Raw genomic sequence first — 21211 nt, 5'->3', positions numbered from 1 at the left:
CAGTGGGCGCCCGCCCGCGGCAACCGCATTTCCCCGTCGAACCCCCCGCCGAGAGGAGCCAGCACCGTGCAGCGGAAGGCTTTGGTGACAGGCACCGCAGCCCTGCTCGCGGCCCTCGCGGCCCTGCTCGCCGGCTGTACCCGGGACCCGGGGTCCACCGGTACGGCCGACGACGCCAAGCCCGAGGAGCCCGGCGTCTCGGCGGCGCCCGCGCCCCCCGGCAAGTACCGCACCCTGCCCGAGCCGTGCGGCGAGGTCGAGCACTCCACCCTGGACGCGATGCTGCCCGGCATCAAGGCCATCACCGACGAGCGGCAGCGCGAGAACGCCTACGAGGGAACCGCCACGCTGACCTACGACACCGACCGCCGCGTCGGCTGCCGCTGGACCGGCGAGTCGGGGCCCGCCACCGACCACCTGTTCATCGACTTCGAGCGGGTGGTCTCGTACGACACCACGGTCAGCGACGACAGCGAGGCGCAGCAGGTCTTCGTCTCCAAGGAGACGGACGCCGGCCTCCAGGTGCCGGCCGATCCCGGCAAGGGGCCGCAGAAGGGGGGCACGCCGAGCGGCGAGGGCATGAGCCCGGACTCGACCGACGCGGGCGGCGCGGACACCGCGGGCGACTCCTGCGCGGTCCCCGGCTCCGGCGCGGGCGCGGGCGCCCCCGGCGGCACGTCCGGCGCGGGCGGTCTCGCCTCCCGTGCGCTGGGCGGCCTCGGCGACGCCGCGTTCCTCGACGACACCTGCTCCAGCCCGTCGTCGGCCGCCCGGCACCGCACCGTCACTGTGGTCTTCCGCACGTCGAACGTGATCGTCACCGTCGAGTACGACGAGCAGCCGAGCAACCCGGCGCTGGTGCCGGACAGCAAGGAAATGCAGGACACCGTGCAGGAACTGGCGCACAAGCTGGCCGGCAAGCTCAGCGAGTGACGACGGTACGCACCGTCTCGCCGGCGGGCCGCGGACCGCGCGGAGCCCGGCCGCCGGTGCCGGCTTCGGCGTACCGTGGCCCCTCGGACCGGGCCCCGCGAGGAGCCCGGGTCCCGTGGCGGCGCCCTCCGCAGCCACGGGAGACACCACCGTACGAGCGTCACGAGTGAAGGAACCATGCACCGACCAGCACAGCGACTCACCCGCATACTCGCCTGCGCGGCCGCCGTCCCGGTGATCCTCGTCGCGTCCGGATGCTCGTCCGGCTCGGGCGACGACGGTTCGGACGGCGACGGGGCCAGTCCTTCGGCCCCGTCCGCCTCCGCGTCCGCCCCCGGCGGCGGGGCGAGCGCGCCGCCCGCCTACGCGGCGCTGCCGTCGGCCTGCAAGACGCTGTCCAAGAAGACGCTCGGCGACCTGGTGCCCGAGGCGGACACGGCGGGCACGGTCGGCAAGTCCGAGGACACCTCGCTGCGCGGCACCTGCTCCTGGAACAGCCTCGACAACAACGGCGTGAAGGGCTCGCAGTTCCGCTGGCTGAACGTGTCGCTGGTGCGCTTCGCGTCCGACCCGGCCCGCGGCGGCGGCGACAAGCTGGCGGACCAGTACTACGACAAGCAGGTCACGGCCGCCAAGGCGGCCGAGGGCGCCACCTCCGTGCGCACCGCGCCGGTGGCGGGCACCGGCGACGCGGCGACGGCCGTGCGCTACGACCTGAAGAAGAAGGAGGGCTCCTTCAAGCAGCAGACGGTCGTGGTCCGCACCGAGAACGTCGTGGTGAGCGTCGACTACAACGGCGCCGGGCTCGCGGGCGAGAAGACCCCGGACGCCGACGCCCTGCTGAAGGACGCCGAGGACGCCGCGAAGGAGGTGGTGGCCGCGGTCGCCGCCGCGAACGACAGCTCCGCGTCAGCGTCGCCGTCGGGGACGTCCCACTCCTCCGGGCACCCGTCCGCGGGCTCATCGGACTCGTCGAGCTCGTCGGGCTCCTCGTCGCACCACTCCTCGACGGGGAAGGTCCGGCACTGAGGCGGACGCCCGGCGTCGTCCGGGCGGCCGGCTGACGGTACGGCAACTCCCCCGTACAACACGGCACTTATCGGGAGCAGGGCCACCGCCGCGGCCGTGCTCCCGGTATGCCGACCCGGCGTGCCCCGCACACATGTGCCAGGCTGTTGCGCGGCAACCCGCACGGGGCGACAGGGAGGGAGCAACGGTGGCCGCGCCACTCGAGCTGACACGGACGCACCGGATACTCATCGGGCTGGTCGTCACCGGCGCCGTCGTCATCGCCGGCATCGGCTTCGCCGGGTCGTACGCGGCCGTGCGGGCCCTGGCGCTGAAGAAGGGGTTCGGCCAGTTCTCGCTGGTCTTCCCCATCGGCATCGACGCGGGCATCTGCGTGCTGCTCGCCCTCGACCTGCTGCTGACCTGGATCCGGATCCCCTTCCCGCTGCTGCGCCAGACGGCCTGGCTGCTGACCGCGGCCACCATCGCCTTCAACGGCGCGGCGGCCTGGCCCGACCCGCTGGGCGTGGGCATGCACGCCGTGATCCCGGTGCTGTTCGTGGTCGCGGTGGAGGCGGCCCGCCACGCGGTGGGCCGGATCGCCGACATCACGGCCGACAAGCACATGGAGGGCGTCCGGCTGACCCGCTGGCTGCTCTCACCGGTGCCGACCTTCCTGCTCTGGCGCCGGATGAAGCTGTGGGAGCTGCGCTCCTACGAGGCGACCATCAAGCTGGAGCAGGAACGCCTGGTCTACCAGGCCCGGCTGCGCTCCCGCTTCGGCCGCGCCTGGCGCCGCAGGGCGCCCGTGGAGTCCCTGATGCCCTTGCGCCTGGCACGCTACGGCGTCCCGCTCAAGGACACGGCTCCCGCCGGTCTGGCCGCCGCGGGCATCGAACCCGCCCTGCTGCCGACCGCGCCGGCGCCCGTGGAGCTGGAGCCGGCGCCCGCCGCCGGGTCACGCGCACCGCAGGAGGACCCGGCCGCCACCGCGCCCGTGCACCTCGCCGCCGCGCCAGGCCAGTCCACCACCGCGGGGCATCCCGCCGCGCTCCCGGCGCAACCGCCCGCCGGGCCCGACGAGGAGGCGCCCGCTCCGCAGAGCCCCTGGTTCGCCGCCCAGCCCCAGCGGCCCTACGACGGCGGCTACGACCCCTCGTACGGCCCGGACGAGCAGTACGAGCAGTGGTACGCGGAACAGCAGTACGCCGAGCAGTACGCCGGTGACGAGCAGGCGGCCGGCCCGCAGCAGCAGCCGCCGCAGCAGCACGCCGAGGGGCGGTACGCCGAACAGCGGTACGCCGAGGGGCAGTACGGGCGGCCGCGCCGGGGCCCGGGCCCGCGGGGCGGTCAGGCCACGCCGACGGACACCCCCGCCCCGCACGGCGCCGGGGCCCGGGGCGCCGTGCCCGCCGCGGACGGCGCCGCCGGCCCGGACGGGGCCGAGCAGGGCGACGACGCCCAGTCCTTCCGCGTCCCCGCGGGCCCCGGCCGCACCCGCGCGCTGGGCGGCAGCCCCATCCCGGCCCCGCGCGCCGAGCAGCACCCGCTGGCGCAGCCGGGCGGCGAGCAGCCGCAGGAGCCGCAGGAGCCGGAGCAGCAGGCCGCGGACGAGCCGGCCGCGGCCCTGCTCCCGGACGGCCTCTCCAGGGACGAGGCGTACTTCCACGCCTTCCAGAGGTACGTCAGGGAGCACATGGACTTCCCGAACGCCCGGCAGTTCGGCCTCTACCTCCAGGACCTGTACGGCATCGCGGGGCAGTCCGGCGGTCCGCTCACGGAGAGCACCCTGCGGCCCTACCTGCGCACCTTCAGGGACCGCTACCAGCAGAACCTGGACGCCGACGCGGAGCACATCGCATAGCGCCCGCGGGGGCCGCCCCCGCGGGAGCGCCCCGCCCGGGTACCGCGCAAGGCGCGCAGCCCCCGGGCTGCGCGGGGCCCGGGGGTCCCGGTGCCCGGGGGTCCCGGTGCCCGGGGCGGGATGCCGTCAGGCCGCCAGCAGCTTGCGCACCCGGTCCGCGCCCACCGCCAGCAGCAGGGTGGGCAGCCGCGGCCCGGTGTCCCTGCCGACCAGCAGCCGGTACAGCAGGGCGAAGAACGCCCGCTGGGCGGCCTTCAGCTCCGGGGTCGGCGGGGCGTCGGGCGCGAGCCCGGCCATGGTCTTCGGCACGCCGTACACGAGGCCCGTCAGGCCGTCCAGCGACCAGTGCGCCTCAAGGCCCTCCACCAGCAGGTCGAGCGAGGCGCGGTCGGACTCGCCGAGGGAGGCGAGCAGTTCGGTGTCGGGCTCGTCGCGCACGACGGTGCGCTGCTCGGCGGGGACGTGGGTGTTGATCCACGCCTCGGCCCTGTCGAACCGGGGCCGGGCCTCGTCGAGCGAGGTGAGCGGGTGCTGCGGGTCGAGGTCGCTGAGGATGCGCAGCGCCTGGTCTCGGTGGCCCGCGGTGATGTCGGCCACCGAGGCGAGCGTGCGGTACGGCAGCGGGCGGGGTGTGCGCGGCAGCTCCCCGGCGGCCGTGCCGACGGCGCGGGCGTACGCGGCCGCGTCGGCGGGCAGTACCGCGGGGGCGTCGCCGGGCTCCGCGCCCGCGCTCTGGGCGACCTTCGCGGCCAGCCGGTCCCACTCGTCGTAGAGCCGCTGGATCTCCTGGTCGAAGGCGATCTTGAAGGACTGGTTGGGCCGGCGCCGCGCGTACAGCCAGCGGAGCAGTTGCGGCTCCATGATCCGCAACGCGTCGGCGGGCGTCGGCACGCCGCCCTTGCTCGACGACATCTTCGCCATGCCGGTGATGCCGACGAAGGCGTACATCGGCCCGATGGGCTGCCGCCCGCCGAAGACGGCGCTCACGATCTGGCCGCCGACCTGGAAGGAGGAGCCGGGTGAGCTGTGGTCGACACCACTCGGCTCGAAGACCACGCCCTCGTACGCCCAGCGCATCGGCCAGTCGACCTTCCAGACCAGCTTGCCGCGGTCGAACTCGGCGAGCCGCACGGTCTCGGTGTGGCCGCAGGCCCCGCAGACGTACGTCATCTCCGTGGTGTCGTCGTCGTAGCCGGTGACCGTGGTGAGGTCCTTCTCGCAGTGGCCGCAGTACGGCTTGTACGGGAAGTAGCCGACGGATCCCCCGCTGCTGTCCTCCTCGCCGGCGGCGCCGGAGCCCTCGGCGGCGGCCAGCTCGGCCTCGTCGAGCTGCTTCTGCTGCTTGCCCCCGCCGGACTTCCTGGTGCGGTACTGGCCGAGGATCGCGTCGATCTCGGCGCGCTGCCGCACCGCGTGCAGGACCTGCTCGCGGTAGGCGCCGGAGGTGTACTGGGCGGTCTGGCTGATGCCCTCGTACTCGACGCCGAGGTCGGCGAGCGAGGCGGCCATGGCGGACTTGAAGTGCTCCGCCCAGTTCGGGTGCTCGGAGCCCTTCGGCGCGGGCACCGACGTCAGCGGCTTGCCGATGTGCTCGGCCCAGGACTCGTCGACCCCGCCGACGCCGGCCGGGACCTTGCGGAACCGGTCGTAGTCGTCCCAGGAGATCAGGTGCCGCACGACGTGGCCGCGGCGGCGCAGCTCGTCGGCGACCAGGTGCGGGGTCATGACCTCGCGGAGGTTGCCGAGGTGGATCGGTCCCGACGGCGAGAGCCCGGACGCCACGACGACGGGTTTGCCCGTGCCGCGGCGCTCCGACTCGGCGGTGACCTCGTCCGCGAAACGGGAGACCCAGTCGCTGGTCTCGGTGCTCTGAGCCACGATCGGCACGTCCTTCTTTCTTCCCTGCGCCCCCGGCGCCGCGCGCGTGCGCGCGAGGTCCCCGGCCTTACCGCCCCATTCTCCCAGCTCGCTTCCCAACCGCGAAAACCGCTTGTCAGGGCGTGGGATACTGAGGGCGTTCAGGTCCCTTTTGCATCGTCTAGGAGAACGGCACCCTCTCCATGGCCTCGGTCACCTCGCTCAGTGCCTCTGTCCACCAGCGTCTCGCGGACGCACTCGCGGCCGCGCTGCCGGAGGCCGCCGCCGCCGACCCGCTGCTGCGCCGAAGCGACCGGGCCGACTTCCAGGCCAACGGCATCCTGGCGCTGGCGAAGCGGGCCGGGACGCAGCCCAGAGAGCTGGCGGAGCGCGTCCTTGCCGCGGTCGACGCCCCGGGCCTGCTGGCGGATGTCGAAGTCTCCGGGCCCGGCTTCCTGAACATCACCGTCTCCGACCGGGCGATCACCGAGAACCTCGCGGCGCGTGCCGCCGACCCGGAGGGACGCCTCGGCGTGCCCTTCGCCGAGCACCCGGGCATCACGGTCATCGACTACGCCCAGCCGAACGTCGCCAAGGAGATGCACGTCGGCCACCTGCGGTCCGCGGTGATCGGCGACGCCGTGGTGCGGATGCTGGAGTTCACCGGCGAGACGGTCGTCAGGCGCCACCACATCGGCGACTGGGGCACCCAGTTCGGCATGCTCATCCAGTACCTCGTCGAGCACCCGCACGAGCTGGACCACAAGGCCCCCGAGGCCGGTGGCGCCACCGGCGAAGAGGCCATGTCCAACCTGGACAGGCTCTACAAGGCGGCGCGGCGGCTCTTCGACACCGACGAGGAGTTCAAGGTCCGGGCCCGGCGCAAGGTGGTCGACCTCCAGGCGGGCGACCCCGAGACGCTGGCCCTGTGGCAGAAGTTCGTCGACGAGTCGAAGCTCTACTTCCAGTCGGTCTTCCACAAGCTGGACATGGAGATCCACGACGCCGACGTGGTCGGCGAGTCCGGGTACAACTCCATGCTGGCCGAGACCTGCCGGCTGCTGGAGGAGTCGGGCGTCGCGGTCCGCTCCGAGGGCGCGCTGTGCGTGTTCTTCGACGACATCAAGGGCCCGGACGGCAAGCCGGTCCCGCTGATCGTCCAGAAGTCCGACGGCGGCTACGGCTATGCGGCGACGGACCTCTCCGCCGTCCGCGACCGGGTCTTCGCCCTCAAGGCGAACACCCTCCTGTACGTGGTCGACGCCCGGCAGGCGCTGCACTTCCGGATGGTCTTCGAGACCGCCCGCAGGGCCGGCTGGCTGAACGACGACGTCAGCGCCGTGCAGCTCGCCTTCGGCACCGTGCTCGGCAAGGACGGCAAGCCGTTCAAGACCCGGGCCGGCGAGACGGTCCGGCTGGAGGACCTGCTGGACGAGGCGATCGAGCGGGCCACCGCGGTCGTCCGCGAGAAGAACAACGAGAAGGTCGCGCTCAGCGAGGACGAGATCGTCACCAACGGCGCGCACATCGGCGTCGGCGCCGTGAAGTACGCCGACCTGTCGACGTCCGCCGGCCGGGACTACAAGTTCGACCTCGACCAGATGGTCTCGCTGAACGGCGACACCTCCGTCTACATCCAGTACGCGTACGCCCGGATCCGGTCGATCCTGCGGCTGTCCGGCGACGCCAGGAGCGCCGCGCACCCCGAGCTGGCGCTCGCCGCGCCGGAGCGGGCGCTGGGCCTGCACGTCGACCGGTTCGCGGAGACGGTCGCGGAGGCCGCGGCGGAGTTCGCGCCGCACAAGCTGGCCGCGTACCTGTACCAGCTCGCGTCGCTGTTCACGACGTTCTACGCGGAGTGCCAGGTGCTGAGCGAGGCGAACCCGCCCGAGGTGGTCGAGAACCGCCTCTTCCTGTGCGACACGACGGCCCGGACGCTGCACCAGGGCATGGCCCTGCTGGGGATCCGCACCCCGGACCGGCTCTGACGGGTTCCCCACCGCCCACCACGTGACCGGCGGTGCCTCGTCGGCCACGGACCGCGGTCGGCCCGCACCGTCGAACCGGTGCCCGGAGGGCGGAGGGTTATAGTCCGCTCGTGACGCGGCACCCCTCCGTCCATCTGGCGAACCTGGACCTGAACCTGCTGGTGGCCCTCCGGGAGCTGCTGCGGGAGCGGAACGTCACGCGCGCGGCGGCCCGGATCGGGGTGACCCAGCCGGCGGCCAGCGCGGCGCTCGGCCGGCTGCGCCGGCACTTCGGCGACGACCTGCTGGTTCGCAACAGGAACGGATACGTCCTCACGCCGCTCGCGCTCCAGCTCGCCGACCAGGTGGAGACGGTGTGCGCGGCGGCGGAGCGGCTGTTCACGACGGACAGCAGCTTCGACCCCGCCAGCTCGCGGCGGCAGTTCACGCTGCTGATGGCCGACTACACGGTGGAGGTGCTGGGCGCCCGCCTCTCGGCGGCGCTCGCCGAGCACGCGCCCCGGGTCGAGCTGCACATACGCATGGTCCGCGAGGCGTTCAGCACGGACGCCGCGGAGACCATCCGGTTCATCGACGGGATGATCGCGCCGCCCGTGAGCCGCTTCGAGGTGCCGGGGCTGCGCTCGGCGGACCTGTTCACGGACCGCTGGGTGTGCGTGCTGGACGCCGCGCACCCCTGTGCGGAGCGCGGCCACCTCACGCCGGAGGACATGGCACGCCTGAGCTGGGTGGCGCCCTTCCAGCCGGACCCCGGCTTCATGACGGCCGCGCCGACGACCCGCCAGCTCACGCTCTTCGGAATCCAGCCGGACGTCCGGGTGCGGGTGGAAAGTTATCGGGCGGTACCGCATTTCGTCGTGGGCACCGACCGTGTGGCCCTGCTGCAAAAACGTCTCGCCGACCTCGTGGCCGGTCCCATGGGACTGGCCGTCCTGCCCTGCCCGCAGGATCCGGAACCGATTACGGAAAGGCTCTGGTGGCATGACGAATACGACCGCGATCCAGCCCACCAATGGCTGCGGCAGATGTTGACCAGTGTGTCGGAAGACCTCTGAGGCGCCCTCTCCAGGTCTCCGAGGCGCTCTCTCCGCACCGCCCTGAACTGCGAAGATAAACCACGTCGATGATCCACGAGACGTAATGTCTATCTTCCGCCGGGTTCCCAGCAACCGTCCGGATCCTTACGTTGTGCGGCATGCCCCACGCACTTACGGACCTCAAAACGCGCACCGTCACCAAGCCGGCACGGGCCGCCGACCACGAACTCACAGCGGATGTCTGCGTGGTCGGTGCGGGAATCGCCGGCCTTTCCGCCGCTGTCGAATCGGCACGGCTCGGCAGAAGTGTGGTGCTCGTCGACGCGCTTCCGGTGCTCGGCGGCCAGATGGTCAATTCCCTGATCGGCCTCTTCTGCGGAGTCTTCGGAAACGCACCCGAACACCACCAGCTCACCCACGGCATCTTCGACGACATCTTCCGCGACCTCGGCGCCAGCGGCGACCTCTTCTACAAGCGCACGCACACCACGACCGTCGGCTACGACGAGGTCGCGCTCGGCCGCTGGGTGGAGGACACGGTCCTCGACCTCGGCATCCGGACGGTCACCGGAGCCGTGCTCACCGGCGTCGTCCGGGACGGCGAGCGGCTGCGCTCGCTGCGCGCCGCCACCCGCTACGGCACCCTCGACGTGCGTGCCGCGGGCTTCGTCGACGCCAGCGGGGACGCGGCGCTGGCCTGGGAGGCGGGCCTGGAGTGCCGGCTGCCCGACCGGGAGATCTACGGCTCGCAGCAGTTGGTCGTCGAGCACCTGGCCGAGACCGGCCGCCCGGAGCCCGCCGAGCTGGCCGCCCGGGTCGCCGAGAAGGCCGAGCAGTACGGGCTGCGGCGCCACGACGGCCTGGCGTTCTTCTTCCCCGGCCGCGACACCGCCGTCCTCAACATGACCCATATCGAGGCACCCCTGGAGCCGGTCGCCGCGGCACGCGCCCAGCTCGACGGCAAGGTGCAGGCCGACCGGGTCGTGGCGTTCCTGCGCGCCGAGTTCCCGGCGGCGTTCGCCAAGGCCCGGGTGCGCTCGTACGGGTTCCCGGGACGCCGGCAGACGCGGTGGGTGAAGGGGGCGCACCAGCTCACCGTCGACGAGGTGCGCTCCGGAACCCGCTTCCCGGACGCGGTGGCCCGCACCGCCTGGCCCATCGAACTGCACGACAGCCCGCAGGGCTACGTCTGGGAGACCTTCGGACCCGAGCACCTGCACTATGTGCCGCTGCGCTCGATGACACCGCCCGGTGTGCACAACCTGCTGGTCGCGGGCCGGTGCGTGGACGGGGACGCGGCGGCGCTGTCCAGCATCCGGGTGATGGGGCCCTGCGGGGCGATGGGCGCCGCCGCCGCGCACGTCCTGCAGATGACGGACGAGGCGGGGGCCGGCGGCAGCGTGCACGACGTCGACCACGGCGAGCTGGCCGCCCGGCTGGCCCACAACCTCGACGGCTGACCCGCCGCCGACGTCCACGGGAGGACGCATGTACCGCAGCAACTACGAGCCCGGCACCGTCCGCTGGGCAACCCGCCGCGCCCAGTGGCGTGCGCTGGGCCTCACCGACGAGGACATGCGCAAGCCGAAGATCGCGGTGGTGAACTCGTCGTCGGACCTGGCGATCTGCTTCAGCCACCTGGACGCTGTGGCGGCCCGGGTCAAGGAGGGCATCAGGGCGGCCGGCGGGCTGCCGTTCGAGATCCGCACCACCGCGCCCAGCGACTTCATCCACTCCGCGGGACACGGCGGCGGCTACATACTCTCCGCCCGCGACCTGATCGTGAACGACATCGAGGTCGGCGTGGAGGGCGCGCAGCTCGACGGCATGATCTGCCTCGCGAGCTGCGACAAGACCGCGCCCGCGCAACTCATGGCCGCCGGCCGGCTCGACGTCCCGACACTGCTGCTGGCGTGCGGCTACCAGCCGAGCGGCCTCTTCCGCGGCGAGCACTGCGACATCGAGGACGTCTTCCTGCACGCCTGCGGCACACCGGGGCCGGCGCTCACCGACGAGCTGACCGAGATGAGCGAGGACGCGGTGCGCGGCCCCGGGGTCTGCGCCGGGATGGGCACCGCGAACTCGATGCACATCGTCGCCGAGGCGCTCGGCATGGCGCTGCCCGGCAGTACGCCGGTCGCCGCGAACTCCCCGGCGATGTGGCGGGCCGCCGACCGCGCCGCCGAGCGGATCGTGGCCATGGTCGAGGAGGACCTGCGGCCCCGCACGGTGCTCACCGCGGCCGCCGTGCGCAACGCCGTCCGGGTCGCGCTGTCGGTCGGCGCGTCCATCAACACCATCAAGCACCTCCAGGCGGTGGCCGCCGAGGCCGAGGTCGACGTCGACGTCACGGCGCTCTACGGCGAGCTGGGCGCGAGCACGCCGCTGCTGTCGGCGGTACGGCCCAACGGCCCGCACACCATCGAGCAGTTCGACGCGGCGGGCGGCGCGCGTGCCGTGCTGGCGCAGTTGTCCGGCCTGCTGGAGCTGGAGGCGCGCACCGTCACCGGCAGGACGCTCGGTCAGGACCTCGCGGACGCCGTGGTGGCCGACGCGGAGGTCATCCGGCCCGGCGACCGGCCCTTCTCGCGGGATCCGCTGATCCTCGTGCTGCGCGGCTCGCTCACTCCGCTCGGCGGCATCGTCAAGCTCTCCGTCGACGAGGAGCGGCCCGAGACCTTCACCGGGCCTGCGCGGTGCTTCGAGGGCCAGGAGGACGCGCTCGCGGCGCTCGCCTCGGGAGCCATCGCGGCGGGGGACGTGGTGGTGGTCCGCGGGCTCGGGCCGCGCGGGCGGCCCGGGATGGGCATGGCCTCGCAGATCGTCTTCGCGCTGGACCGCGCGGGCCTGACGGGCCGCGTGGCCGTGGTCACCGACGGTCAGCTCTCCGGCCTGGTCAACCGCGGGATCGTGGTCGGCGAGGCCCGCCCGGAGGCGGCGGACGGCGGTCCGCTGGCGCTGGTGCGCGACGGCGACACGGTGCACGTGGACCTGCCGGGCCGGCTCTGCGAGCTGCGGGTGCCCCCTGCCGAACTCGCCGGGCGGCACGCGGCCGCGGGGCGGGACCACGACGAGCGCGGCTGGTTGTCCGTGTACGAACGCACCGTCCGCCCCCTGTCCGAGGGGGCCACCCTGCGCACCACCTGAGCGGGCGCCCGCGCGGCGCCCGGCCGCGTGACGCCCCACGACACCGGCGGTACCGGTCCCGCCGCGCACCGTCCGGTACCGCCCGGCAGGTCCATCGGGCCGCTCGCCGTCACGGCGGGAGGAGGAGCGCCCAGCGCTCGAACCCCGGGGCCGCCCCCGAACCCAACGCCAGGAGCCGCAATGACGCAGTCCGAAGCCCCACCGTCCCCCGTAGTCGGCCCAGCCGAAGAGCGCCGTTCCGCACGGGCGGGCGCGTTCTCCATGTTCGTCGACAGCTTCGACGTCTACCTGCCCGCACTCGTGCTGCCCGCCGCCATGGGCTATTTCATGCCGGAGGGCTCTCCCGCGGCCACCCGGGCCACCATGACCACGCTGATGTTCACCGTGGGCCTGCTCGGCCGCCCCATCGGCAGCGTGATCTTCGGCAACGTCTCGGACCGGATCGGCCGCAAGCGGACCACGATGATCAGCGGTTGGGGCTTCACCATCTGCACGCTGCTCATGGGCCTGCTGCCGGGCCACGCCGCCCTGGGCTACGGCGCCATCGCCGTCTTCGCCACGCTCCGGCTGATCAGCGGCGTCTTCCTGGCCGGCGGCTACGCCGCGCCGATGCCGCTCGCGCTGGAGCAGGCGCGGCCCGAGCGGCGCGGCTGGGTGGGCGGCCTGATCGGCGCCGGCGCGCCCGCCTCCTTCCTGGTGATCAACGCCCTGCTGCTGGTGATGCTGAACGTCGTGCCCGAGGACGGCTTCCTGTCCTGGGGCTGGCGGCTGCCGTTCCTGCTCGGCTTCGTGATGGGCCTGGTGTACCTGTGGCACTACCGGGCCGTGCAGGAGGACGCGGCGGTCTTCGAGGCACGCCGTTCCCAGGGGCGGCGGCAGCCCGTCGTCGAGCTGTTCACCACCCACCGGGCGCTGATCGGCAGCGTGTTCCTGTTCACCTGCGGCTACTGGTTCGCCGCGCAGATGTCCGTGTCGTTCCTGCCGACCCTGCTGGTGCAGGTGCTCGGCTCCAGCGCAGACCTGAGCACCACCGCCGAACTGATCGCCTCCGTGCTGACCATCGCCCTCATCCTGGTGCTGGCCAGGCTCGGGCAGCGGATCGGCCGCCGCCGGCTGCTGATGACCTGCTCGCTGGTCATGGCGTTCGTGGTGGCCGCGGCGTTCGCCCTGCTCGCGCTGGCACCGCGCACCGGTATGCCGCCCTGGCTGGTGGTGCTGGTGTACCTGGTGGCGAAGGTGACCCCGTCGGCGCCGCTCGGGGTGATCCTCACCTACCTCAACGAGCGCTTCCCGGCCTCCGTACGGGCCAGCGGCTACGGCATCGGCTATATGTTCGGACTGATCCTGCCCGGCCTGTACACCTTCGAACTGCTCTGGCTCAGCAAGCTGATGCCGTACGCGTACACGCCGATCGTGCTGATCGTCTTCGGCGGGCTGCTGATGCACGTCGCGGTGCGGCGCGGTCCCGAGACCAACGCCGCCGCGGTCACCGCGGGCGCGAAGGCCGTGCCCGGGGCGGCGCCCGTCACGGCGGAGGGCGCACGATGAGGCTCACCGACGACGAGAAGGCGATGCTCGACGGCGCCGAGGGGCCCGCGGTCGCAGCGGCCATGGACCTGCTGGTCCGCTACGGCGAGGCCCTCGACGCCGAACGCCTCTGCGACACCCGCAACGTCGCGGGCACCACGACCCAGCCCTCGCCCGCCAAGGCGCGGCTGGTGGCCGAGGGCGGCTGGAACCGGGCGTTCTCGGTGCTCAGCCTGGACAGCGACGAGACCCTGGACATCCCCGACATGAAGGTGCCCACCTGCCAGCTCCAGCAGGGCTTCGGGCCCGACTCGGTGGGCATCGCGCCGTACCCGCGCGAGTTCGTGGAGCTCCAGACGCAGGCCGAGGCGTTCGCCGGCCGGCGCGGCGTCAACATCCTCGCCACCTGCACTCCGTACCAGGTGGGCAATCTGCCGGTGCGCGGCGAGCACTGCGCCTGGATGGAGTCGTCCGCGGTCGTGTACTGCAACTCGGTCCTCGGCGCCCGCACCAACTGCGAGGGCGGGGCGTCCACCGGCGCGGCGAGCCTCACCGGGAAGATCCCGTACTGGGGCAACCACTGCCCGGAGAACCGCTTCGGCACGCACCTCGTCCGGGTCGAGGAGCGGGTCACGAGCTTCCTCGACTGGGGCCTGCTGGGCTACTTCACCGGTGATCTGGTCCAGGAGGGCCGCCCGGTGGTCACGGGCGACCTCGACCGCCCCGACCTGGTCGACCTCAAGCACTTCGGCGCGGCGAGCGCGTCGTCCGGCGGTGTGGAGATGTACCACATCCCGGGCGTCACCCCCGAGGCACCGAGCCTGAAGGAGGCATTCGGCGGGCGCCGCGTCCCCGAGCCGCTGGTGTACGGCGCGGCCGAGCGGCGCGCGGTGTACGAGACGCTGAACAACCAGGGCACCCGCACGGACGTCGACTTCGTGCTGCTGGGCTGCCCGCACGCGTCCGTGGACCAGATCAGGGCCGCGGCCCGCGCCCTTGAGGGCCGCCGGCTGCACTCCGGAACCCAGTTGTGGATCATGGCTCCGCGGGCCCTGAAGGACGTGGCGGACCGCAGCGGGTACACGGCCGTGATCGAGGCGGCGGGCGGCCGGGTCCTGGTCGACTCCTGCCCGGCCATGTCGCGCTCGGCGCCGCCCGGCACCAGGGTCTTCGCCACCGACTCGGCGAAACAGGCGCACTACCTGCCGGCGATCCTCGGCATCGAGGCCTGGTTCGGCACGCTGGAGGACTGCATCGACGCGGCGGTCACGGGCCGCTGGGGAGGAGAGCTGCGGTGAACGAGCGCACCTTGCGCAAGGCGGCCGAACAGAGCCCGCTGGGCCGCTCGGCCCCGTCCGCGCCGGACACCCCGGACGCACCAGACACACCGGACGCACCGGAGCCCTTCGTCCTGCACGGCCGGAAGGTCGTCGGCGGAGTGGTGGAGGGCGAGGCGCTGGTCTCGCAGGAGACGATCTCGGGCTGGGGCGGCATCGACCCGGCCGCGGGCACGGTCATCGAACGCCGGCACGAGCTCTTCGGCGTCTGCTTCACCGGAAAGATCCTGGTCTTCCCCGGCGCGAAGGGCTCGTCCGGGTGGTCCGGCTTCTTCCAGACCACCCGCCTGATGGGCACCGCACCGCTCGGCATGATCTTCACGGTCAACACCACCAAGTCCGCCCTCGGTGCCGTGGTCACCCGCGTCCCGGCGCTCACCGACCTGGACCGGGACCCGGTCGCCGCCATCCGCACCGGCGACTGGCTGCGCCTGGACGCGGACGCCGGGACCGTGGAGGTCACGCCGCGCGGCGCCGCCCCCGGCCCAAAGGTCTGAGGGCCGCCACGCGGTGGTCGGGCGGGGCCGCGGCCGAGGAGGGCCGCCGCGTCTTCGAAGGGCGTGGGCGCACCCCGTCCGCCCGGCACCGCGATCCTGCCTCCCCCGGGCAGGTGACGCGGTTCACCACCGGGGCGGAACATTCCGGGGCGGTACACGGTTCTTGTGTGTGCGGGTGCGGAGGGGACAGTGTCCCCGGGCCTCACCTCAAGCCCGTGGGGAAGATCGTTCGGCTGAAGCCCCACGGAGCCGTTCGCCGCGAGGCGACCGCCCTTCGCAGCCCGCGCACGATGACCCCGGCCAGTCCCCCGCTGACCGGGGTCTTCCCTGTCCCGGCGCCCCTCCTGCCCCGGCGTCCCTCGGTCCGCCCGGCAGGCGTCAGCCCGCCCGATGGCACCGACCCGCCGGGAAGGCATCAGCCCTCCCGGAAGACCGTCCCGGCCTGCCGGCGGCGCTCCTCCTCCAGCGTGTTCCGCTGCCGCCGGGCCCGTTCGAGCAGGTCGTCGAGGCGCCGGTGGTCGAGGCGCCCCGTGCCGTCGGGGAGCCGGCGCAGCGTCTCCCACATGGCGGCCTTGCCGTCCACCCCCAGCCGCAGGGCCTCCAGCTCCAGCATCGAGCTGAGCGGCGAACGGCGCACCAGGCGCCCGTTGCTCTTCAGCCGTCCGAGCCGCTCCCCGGCCATGCCCGCGCAGATCTTGTAGCGGCGCACCGGCACGTCGAGCCGTCCCATGATCTCCAGGAGGCTCCTGCGGTCCTCCGCGATCTCGGTGCCGATCGGCTCCAGGGTCCGGGCGAGTGCCGACCCGCGCTGCGTCCGCACGATGTGCCCGGCGCGTTCGACGGCGGCGGTGGCACCGGCGAGGTGGTCGTTCAGATAGATGCCGAGCAGGTCCGAGGGGGTGGGCGGAAACTGCCGCCCGCGGACGCGGACCCTGCCGGTGCCCCGGGTGTCGTTCATCGCGTTGCCCTCCTGCGTTGCCGTGCCAAAGGGCCGGTCCGGTCCGGAGGTCCGGCCGGCCCGCCCCGACCGGTGGTCCAGGGCGGGTACCCCCGGGGCCCGGGGTCACCCACGCTCCGCACGGGGGAGCCGCACGCAGCACGCAGCACGCAGCACGCAGCACGCGGAAAGCGACAAGCCGCAAGCCGCAAGCCACCGGACGGCACCGGTCCCCCGGGCTGCCGTCCGCGGTCTCAACGGTCGGAACCCTGGTCCCGCCCCCGCCCCTCGCGGTCCTCCAGGGCACTGATCGCCGAAGCCGTCAGGCTCATGGTGATGTGGTCGCGCATGAGGCGCGCCGCCTCCTCGCCGTCGCCGTCGATCACGAGCGTGGCGATCCGGTGGTGTTCGCCGAGGTCGCGGGTGCGGGGGTCGTCACCGGGGGGCAGTTCGAGCCCGAGCCTGCGGTAGCGGTCGGACTTGTCCCACAGGTCGTCCAGGAAGCGGATCAGGACGTCGTTGTGGGAGGCCGCGTAGAGCGCGCGGTGGACGGCGCGGTGCGCCGCGAGGGCCTCCTCGCCCCACTGCCGGGTGACCGGCAGCAGGTTCTCCAGGGCGGTCCGGATGGCGGTGACGTCCTGGGGCGTCCTGTGGGCGGCCGCGAGCTGCACCGCGGTGGGGTCCAGCGAGAGGCGGACCTCGAAGAGCTCACGGGCCTCGGCGGAGTTGATGGCCGCCACCCGTACGTCGCGGTGCGTCTCGACGTCGACCAGGCCCTCGCTGCTGAGCCGTCTGACGGCCTCGCGCAGCGGGGTGATGCTCATGTTCAGGGACTCGGCGAGCTCGTACTGGGCCAGTCGTGAGCCGGGCGCCAGGGCGCCGGAGAGGATCCGGCCGCGAAGCTCCGCATAGGCGAGGTCACTTTTGCTCAGGAAGAGGTTCGTCGTCCCAGCCATGCGATCCCGGTGTTCCCTTCCCTCACGCGACCAGCCTTGACACCACGCGAGCAGGCACCCGACTCTAGCAGCCGTCGCAACTTATAAGATATGAGAAAACCGGACACCATGAAGATCACCGCCGTGCACGAGGGCACCGTCCCGATCAGCTCGTCGATCCGCCACGCATGGATCGACTTCAGCGCGATGGACTGCTCGATCGTGGCGGTCGTCAGTGATGTCATCCGTGACGGGAAGCCGGTCGTCGGCTACGGCTTCGACTCGAACGGCCGCTACGGCGCGGGCGAGATCCTGCGCCGGCGCATCATCCCCCGGCTGCTCGCCGCCCCCTCCGAGGACCTCCTGGACGAGCGGGGCGAGCTGGATCCCGCCCGGGCGTGGGAGGTGATGACGCGCAACGAGAAGCCCGGCGGGCACGGCGAGCGCTCGGTGGCCGTCGGCGTCGTGGACATGGCGCTCTTCGACCTCGCCGCGAAGATCGCGGAGCAGCCGCTGTACCGGTACCTGTCCGACCGCCACGGCGACGGCCGTCCCGACGACTCCGTCTTCGTCCACGCCGCCGGCGGCTACTACGCGCCGGGCATGACCCTGGGGGACCTGAAGGACGAGATGCGCGGCTTCCTGGACCTCGGCTACCGCGTGGTGAAGATGAAGATCGGCGGCGCGGACCCGGCCGAGGACCTGCGCCGCATCGAGGCCGTCCTCGACGTGCTCGACGGCGACGGCTCCCGGCTGGCCGTCGACGTCAACGGCCGCTTCGACCTGGCCACCGCCCTGGAGTACGGGCGCGCCATCGAGCCCTACGGCCTGTTCTGGTACGAGGAGAACACGGCGGGCGAGCAGGCCGCGCCGCTGACCGGCGGCCTCAGGGCACTGTCCGACGTCGTCTTCCGGATCGTCGGCTGGGTGATGCGGCTCGCGCCGTTCGGCACCTTCGGCGCGCTGGCCACCGTCGTGGCCACCTACGGCGCCGAGAGCCTGAAGCAGCTCGGCCACCTGATCGTCCTGTTCACCGCGGTCTGCGTACGTCGTCGTCGTGCTCGGCCTGGTCGTGCGGGCCTGCGGGCTCGGCCTGTTCGCCCTGATGCGCCACCTCAAGGCGGAGCTGCTGGTGGCGCTCAGCACCTGTTCCAGCGAGGCCGTACTGCCGGGAGTGGTCCGCAAGCTGGAGGCACTCGGCGCGGGGCGCCCGGTGGTCGGGATCGTGATCCCGTCCGGTTTCTCGTTGAACCTGGACGGCTCCGCGGTGTACCTGACGATGGCGTCGCTGTTCCTGGCCCAGGCGCTCGGCATCGACCTGTCCTGGCAGCAGCAGCTCGTCATGGTCGGTGTCATGATGCTCACCAGCAAGGGCACGGCGGGCATCGCCGGGGGCGCGTTCCTCGTCCTGGCCAGCACCATCACCGCCGTCGGCCACATTCCGCTGGCCGCCCTGCCCCTGATCGTCGGCATCGACCGCATCCTCGACGAGGGGCGCGTCTTCATCAACGTCCTGGGCAACGCCGTCGCCACGATCGTGATCGGCAAGTGGGAACACGACTTCGACGCGGACCGCGCACGCACGATCCTGCACCCGGCGGAGCGGTCCGGCTCCCGGGGGCCCGGGCCGGCGGAGCGGACGGGCGCGGCCGGCTGACCCGCTGCCGCGGCGTGCGTGGCGCAGGGGCGCGGGCGGCCGCGCGGCGAGGCTCCGGCACGACCGGCGCACCGCCACCGGCCCGAAGGGGCGGGCCCTGCCGTCCCCGGGCCGCCGGGGGCGGCCCACGGAAGCGGGGAACGCCATGAGGGGAGTGCTCACCGGCTTCGCCGCGATCGGCGCGGTGATAGCCGTCGGCTACGTGCTGGGCCGCCGCGCCCACCTCGGCCGGGACGGCAAGGAGGTGCTCACCCGGCTCGCCTTCCACGTCGCCACCCCGGCCCTGCTGTTCACCACACTGGCCAGGGCCGACCTCTCCGTGATCCTCTCCGAACGGCTCCTGGTCACCGCGCTGAGCACCGCGGCCGTCGCGGCGGCCTTCGTCGCGGTCGGCGCGCTACGGGGCTGGGGCGCGGGCCGCACCACCATCGGCGCCCTGTGCTCCAGTTACGTCAACGCCGGCAACCTCGGTGTCCCGATCGCCGTCTACGTCCTCGGCGACGCGGCCCTGGTCGCGCCCGTGCTGCTCTTCCAGCAGATCGTCATGACACCCCTCGCCCTGACCGTGCTCGACCTCACCCGGCCGGGCTCGGGCGGGAGCGTGCCGCTGTGGCGCCGGCTGACCACACCGCTGCGCAACCCCATGGCGGCGGGCTCGCTGTCCGGAGTGGCGGTCGCCGCCTGCGGCTGGACCGTCCCCGGCCCGGTGCTGGCCCCGCTGACCCTGATCGGCAACATGTCCGTGCCCGCCGTGCTGCTCGCCTTCGGCATCTCGCTGCGCGGCAGCGCCCTGCCCGTCCGCGGCCCGGAGCGGCACCCGGTCGTGCTCTCCGCCCTGCTCAAGTGCGTCGTCCAGCCGCTCGTCGCCTGGGCCCTGGCAGCCGGGCCGTTCGGCCTGCACGGCCCCGCCCTGCTGGACGTGGTGGTGACGTCGGCGCTGCCCGCCGCGCAGAACCTCTTCACCTACGCGACCCGGTACCGGGTCGCCGAGGAACTCGCCCGTGAGTCGATCCTGGTCTCCACGATCGCGTCCGTACCGGTGCTGTTCGCGGTGGCCGCGCTGCTGGGGTGAGCCCGGACGGGCACCCCGCCGCGGTGCCGTCCGCCCGTCCCCGGGGCCACACGGTGCCGCGTCGGGGACGGGCGCACTGCCCGCTCGCGCCGGCCGGACGACATCCGCCTCGGGAGCCGCCGGGGGCTCACAACTGCCGTGCGACCTCCGTCGCCCAGTACGTCAGGATCATGTTCGCGCCGGCCCGCTTGATGCCGAGCAGCGCCTCCGCGATCGCCCGGTCCCGGTCGATCCAGCCGCGTTGCGCGGCCGCCTCGATCATCGCGTACTCGCCGGAGATCTGGTACGCGGCCACGGGCACGTCCGTGCTGTCCGCGACCCTGGCGAGGATGTCCAGGTAGGGGCCCGCGGGCTTCACCATCACCATGTCGGCGCCCTCCTCCAGGTCGAGGGCGAGCTCGCGCAGCGACTCGCGGACGTTGGCCGGGTCCTGCTGGTACGTCTTGCGGTCGCCCTTCAGCGACGAGGCGACGGCCTCGCGGAACGGCCCGTAGAAGGCCGAGGAGTACTTGGCGGTGTACGCGAGGATCGCCACGTCCTCGTGGTCCGCCTGGTCGAGCGCGGCGCGGATCACGCCGATCTGCCCGTCCATCATCCCGCTCGGACCCACCACGTGGGCGCCGGCGTCCGCCTGGACCCGCGCCATCTCGGCGTACCGCTCCAGGGTGGCGTCGTTGTCGACCCGGCCGTGCTCGTCGAGGACGCCGCAGTGGCCGTGGTCGGTGAACTCGTCGAGGCACAGGTCGGACATCACGATCAGGTCGTCGCCGACCTCGGCGCGCACGTCGCGCAAGGCGACCTGGAGGATGCCGTCCGGATCGGTGCCCGCGGAGCCGTTGGCGTCCTTCTTGTCCTCCTCCGGCACCCCGTACAGCATGATCCCGGAGACCCCGGCCGCCACGGCCTCGGCGGCGGCCTTGCGCAGGGTGTCCCGGGTGTGCTGGTACACACCCGGCATCGAGGCGATCTCCACCGGAGCCGTGAGGCCCTCTTTCACGAAGGCGGGCAGGATGAGGTCGGCGGGGTGCAGGCGAGTCTCCGCGACCATCCGCCGCATCACCGCGGAGCGGCGCAGCCGCCGGGGCCGCGCCGCGGGGAAGGATCCGTACGTCGTCATGCCCTCCACGCTACGCCCGGCGCGGTCCTGCTTTTGCCGACGCCGTGTCGGCCCCTGAACGGCCGCTGAACGGTCCCCCGGGCGGCCCCGGCGGCCCGGGCGGTCCCGGTCCGAGGCCGCGGACTCAGGGCCGCGTCCTGTGGGTCGGGTGCCGCGGACGGACCGGATCGGCAGTCGCGAGAGCGCCCCGGCCCCGGCCCACCGGCCCGCGCGGCGGGCGTGTGTCCGGCGCGGCGCCGCAGGTGCCGGGTGGGCCGTCGTCCCGAAGGGCCCCGCCGGCGCAGGCAAAGGGATACGG

Annotated in this window: 16 protein-coding genes and 1 pseudogene; 13 read left to right on the top strand and 4 right to left on the bottom strand. The window is 73.1% G+C overall.

The features are described 5' to 3' along the window. Positions 1-84 precede the first annotated feature (84 nt). The 3 genes from IE313_RS13490 to IE313_RS13480 all read left to right on the top strand — a co-directional run bounded on the left by IE313_RS13490 (position 85) and on the right by IE313_RS13480 (position 3805). Complete coding sequence (locus IE313_RS13490; RefSeq protein ID WP_308439171.1) at positions 85-933, top strand: DUF3558 domain-containing protein; 849 nt, start codon at positions 85-87, stop codon at positions 931-933. Between the two features lie 177 nt (positions 934-1110). Continuing rightward, a complete protein-coding gene (locus IE313_RS13485; RefSeq protein WP_189931697.1) occupies positions 1111-1962 on the top strand; it encodes a DUF3558 domain-containing protein in 852 nt (283 codons plus the stop codon). A 133-nt stretch (positions 1963-2095) separates the two neighbouring features. Next, positions 2096-3805: a DUF2637 domain-containing protein gene (locus tag IE313_RS13480; protein ID WP_189931695.1), complete on the top strand. Its 1710-nt coding sequence runs from the start codon at positions 2096-2098 to the stop codon at positions 3803-3805. 126 nt (positions 3806-3931) lie between these two features. Here IE313_RS13480 and lysS read toward each other — a convergent pair whose 3' ends face one another. Continuing rightward, a complete protein-coding gene (gene lysS / locus IE313_RS13475; RefSeq protein WP_189931693.1) occupies positions 3932-5692 on the bottom strand; it encodes a lysine--tRNA ligase in 1761 nt (586 codons plus the stop codon). 173 nt (positions 5693-5865) lie between these two features. Here lysS and argS point away from each other — a divergent pair, with 173 nt between their 5' ends. The 7 genes from argS to IE313_RS13440 all read left to right on the top strand — a co-directional run bounded on the left by argS (position 5866) and on the right by IE313_RS13440 (position 15195). Continuing rightward, a complete protein-coding gene (gene argS / locus IE313_RS13470; RefSeq protein ID WP_189931691.1) occupies positions 5866-7650 on the top strand; it encodes an arginine--tRNA ligase in 1785 nt (594 codons plus the stop codon). A gap of 110 nt (positions 7651-7760) precedes the next feature. After that, positions 7761-8705: a LysR family transcriptional regulator gene (locus IE313_RS13465; RefSeq protein WP_189931689.1), complete on the top strand. Its 945-nt coding sequence runs from the start codon at positions 7761-7763 to the stop codon at positions 8703-8705. A gap of 140 nt (positions 8706-8845) precedes the next feature. After that, positions 8846-10147, top strand: coding sequence for an FAD-dependent oxidoreductase (locus IE313_RS13460; RefSeq protein WP_189931687.1), 1302 nt, complete (start codon positions 8846-8848; stop codon positions 10145-10147). A 28-nt stretch (positions 10148-10175) separates the two neighbouring features. Beyond that, the gene (locus tag IE313_RS13455) at positions 10176-11834 is read left to right on the top strand and encodes a dihydroxy-acid dehydratase (RefSeq protein WP_189931685.1); all 1659 of its coding nucleotides are present in this window, start codon (positions 10176-10178) and stop codon (positions 11832-11834) included. 180 nt (positions 11835-12014) lie between these two features. Beyond that, positions 12015-13382: an MFS transporter gene (locus IE313_RS13450; protein ID WP_189931684.1), complete on the top strand. Its 1368-nt coding sequence runs from the start codon at positions 12015-12017 to the stop codon at positions 13380-13382. Further along, positions 13379-14659, top strand: coding sequence for an aconitase X (locus IE313_RS13445; RefSeq protein WP_189931682.1), 1281 nt, complete (start codon positions 13379-13381; stop codon positions 14657-14659). Before IE313_RS13450 ends, IE313_RS13445 begins: the two co-directional genes overlap by 4 nt. Beyond that, positions 14656-15195: an aconitase X swivel domain-containing protein gene (locus IE313_RS13440; RefSeq protein ID WP_229924620.1), complete on the top strand. Its 540-nt coding sequence runs from the start codon at positions 14656-14658 to the stop codon at positions 15193-15195. Before IE313_RS13445 ends, IE313_RS13440 begins: the two co-directional genes overlap by 4 nt. Before the next feature lie 415 nt (positions 15196-15610). Here IE313_RS13440 and IE313_RS13435 read toward each other — a convergent pair whose 3' ends face one another. Both IE313_RS13435 and IE313_RS13430 read right to left on the bottom strand, forming a co-directional pair. After that, positions 15611-16153 carry a hypothetical protein gene (locus tag IE313_RS13435; RefSeq protein ID WP_229924619.1) on the bottom strand — a complete coding sequence of 181 codons (543 nt, stop codon included), beginning with the start codon at positions 16151-16153 and terminating at the stop codon, positions 15611-15613. A 233-nt stretch (positions 16154-16386) separates the two neighbouring features. After that, positions 16387-17088, bottom strand: coding sequence for a GntR family transcriptional regulator (locus IE313_RS13430; protein WP_189931680.1), 702 nt, complete (start codon positions 17086-17088; stop codon positions 16387-16389). A 90-nt stretch (positions 17089-17178) separates the two neighbouring features. Between IE313_RS13430 and IE313_RS36405 the strand changes: the two are divergent. The 3 genes and pseudogenes from IE313_RS36405 to IE313_RS13415 form a co-directional block, all read left to right on the top strand. Next, positions 17179-17868, top strand: a pseudogene (locus tag IE313_RS36405) (enolase C-terminal domain-like protein); the annotation flags it as partial. Positions 17869-17961: 93 nt separating this feature from the next. Then, positions 17962-18873: a cation:dicarboxylate symporter family transporter gene (locus IE313_RS13420; protein ID WP_506005230.1), complete on the top strand. Its 912-nt coding sequence runs from the start codon at positions 17962-17964 to the stop codon at positions 18871-18873. Continuing rightward, a complete protein-coding gene (locus IE313_RS13415; RefSeq protein ID WP_189931679.1) occupies positions 18870-19796 on the top strand; it encodes an AEC family transporter in 927 nt (308 codons plus the stop codon). The genes IE313_RS13420 and IE313_RS13415 overlap by 4 nt, the downstream gene beginning before the upstream one ends. A gap of 127 nt (positions 19797-19923) precedes the next feature. On the opposite strand, the gene hemB is transcribed toward IE313_RS13415, so the two are convergent. Then, positions 19924-20913, bottom strand: a complete 990-nt coding sequence (gene hemB / locus IE313_RS13410) for a porphobilinogen synthase (RefSeq protein WP_189931677.1) — start codon at positions 20911-20913, stop codon at positions 19924-19926. Between the last annotated feature and the right edge of the window lie 298 nt (positions 20914-21211).

Origin of the sequence: Streptomyces sulfonofaciens, from assembly GCF_014656295.1 — a bacterium.
Lineage (GTDB): Bacteria > Actinomycetota > Actinomycetes > Streptomycetales > Streptomycetaceae > Streptomyces > Streptomyces sulfonofaciens.
This window is presented reverse-complemented; position numbering and strand designations above follow the sequence as displayed.

Coding starts and splice junctions, on each gene's coding strand:
- IE313_RS13485 (WP_189931697.1), top strand. CDS start 1,111: ATGCACCGACCAGCACAGCGACTCACCCGCATACTCGCCTGCGCGGCC.
- IE313_RS13480 (WP_189931695.1), top strand. CDS start 2,096: ATGTGCCAGGCTGTTGCGCGGCAACCCGCACGGGGCGACAGGGAGGGA.
- argS (WP_189931691.1), top strand. CDS start 5,866: ATGGCCTCGGTCACCTCGCTCAGTGCCTCTGTCCACCAGCGTCTCGCG.
- IE313_RS13460 (WP_189931687.1), top strand. CDS start 8,846: ATGCCCCACGCACTTACGGACCTCAAAACGCGCACCGTCACCAAGCCG.
- IE313_RS13455 (WP_189931685.1), top strand. CDS start 10,176: ATGTACCGCAGCAACTACGAGCCCGGCACCGTCCGCTGGGCAACCCGC.
- IE313_RS13450 (WP_189931684.1), top strand. CDS start 12,015: ATGACGCAGTCCGAAGCCCCACCGTCCCCCGTAGTCGGCCCAGCCGAA.
- IE313_RS13445 (WP_189931682.1), top strand. CDS start 13,379: ATGAGGCTCACCGACGACGAGAAGGCGATGCTCGACGGCGCCGAGGGG.
- IE313_RS13435 (WP_229924619.1), bottom strand. CDS start 16,153: ATGAACGACACCCGGGGCACCGGCAGGGTCCGCGTCCGCGGGCGGCAG.
- IE313_RS13430 (WP_189931680.1), bottom strand. CDS start 17,088: ATGGCTGGGACGACGAACCTCTTCCTGAGCAAAAGTGACCTCGCCTAT.
- IE313_RS13415 (WP_189931679.1), top strand. CDS start 18,870: ATGAGGGGAGTGCTCACCGGCTTCGCCGCGATCGGCGCGGTGATAGCC.
- hemB (WP_189931677.1), bottom strand. CDS start 20,913: ATGACGACGTACGGATCCTTCCCCGCGGCGCGGCCCCGGCGGCTGCGC.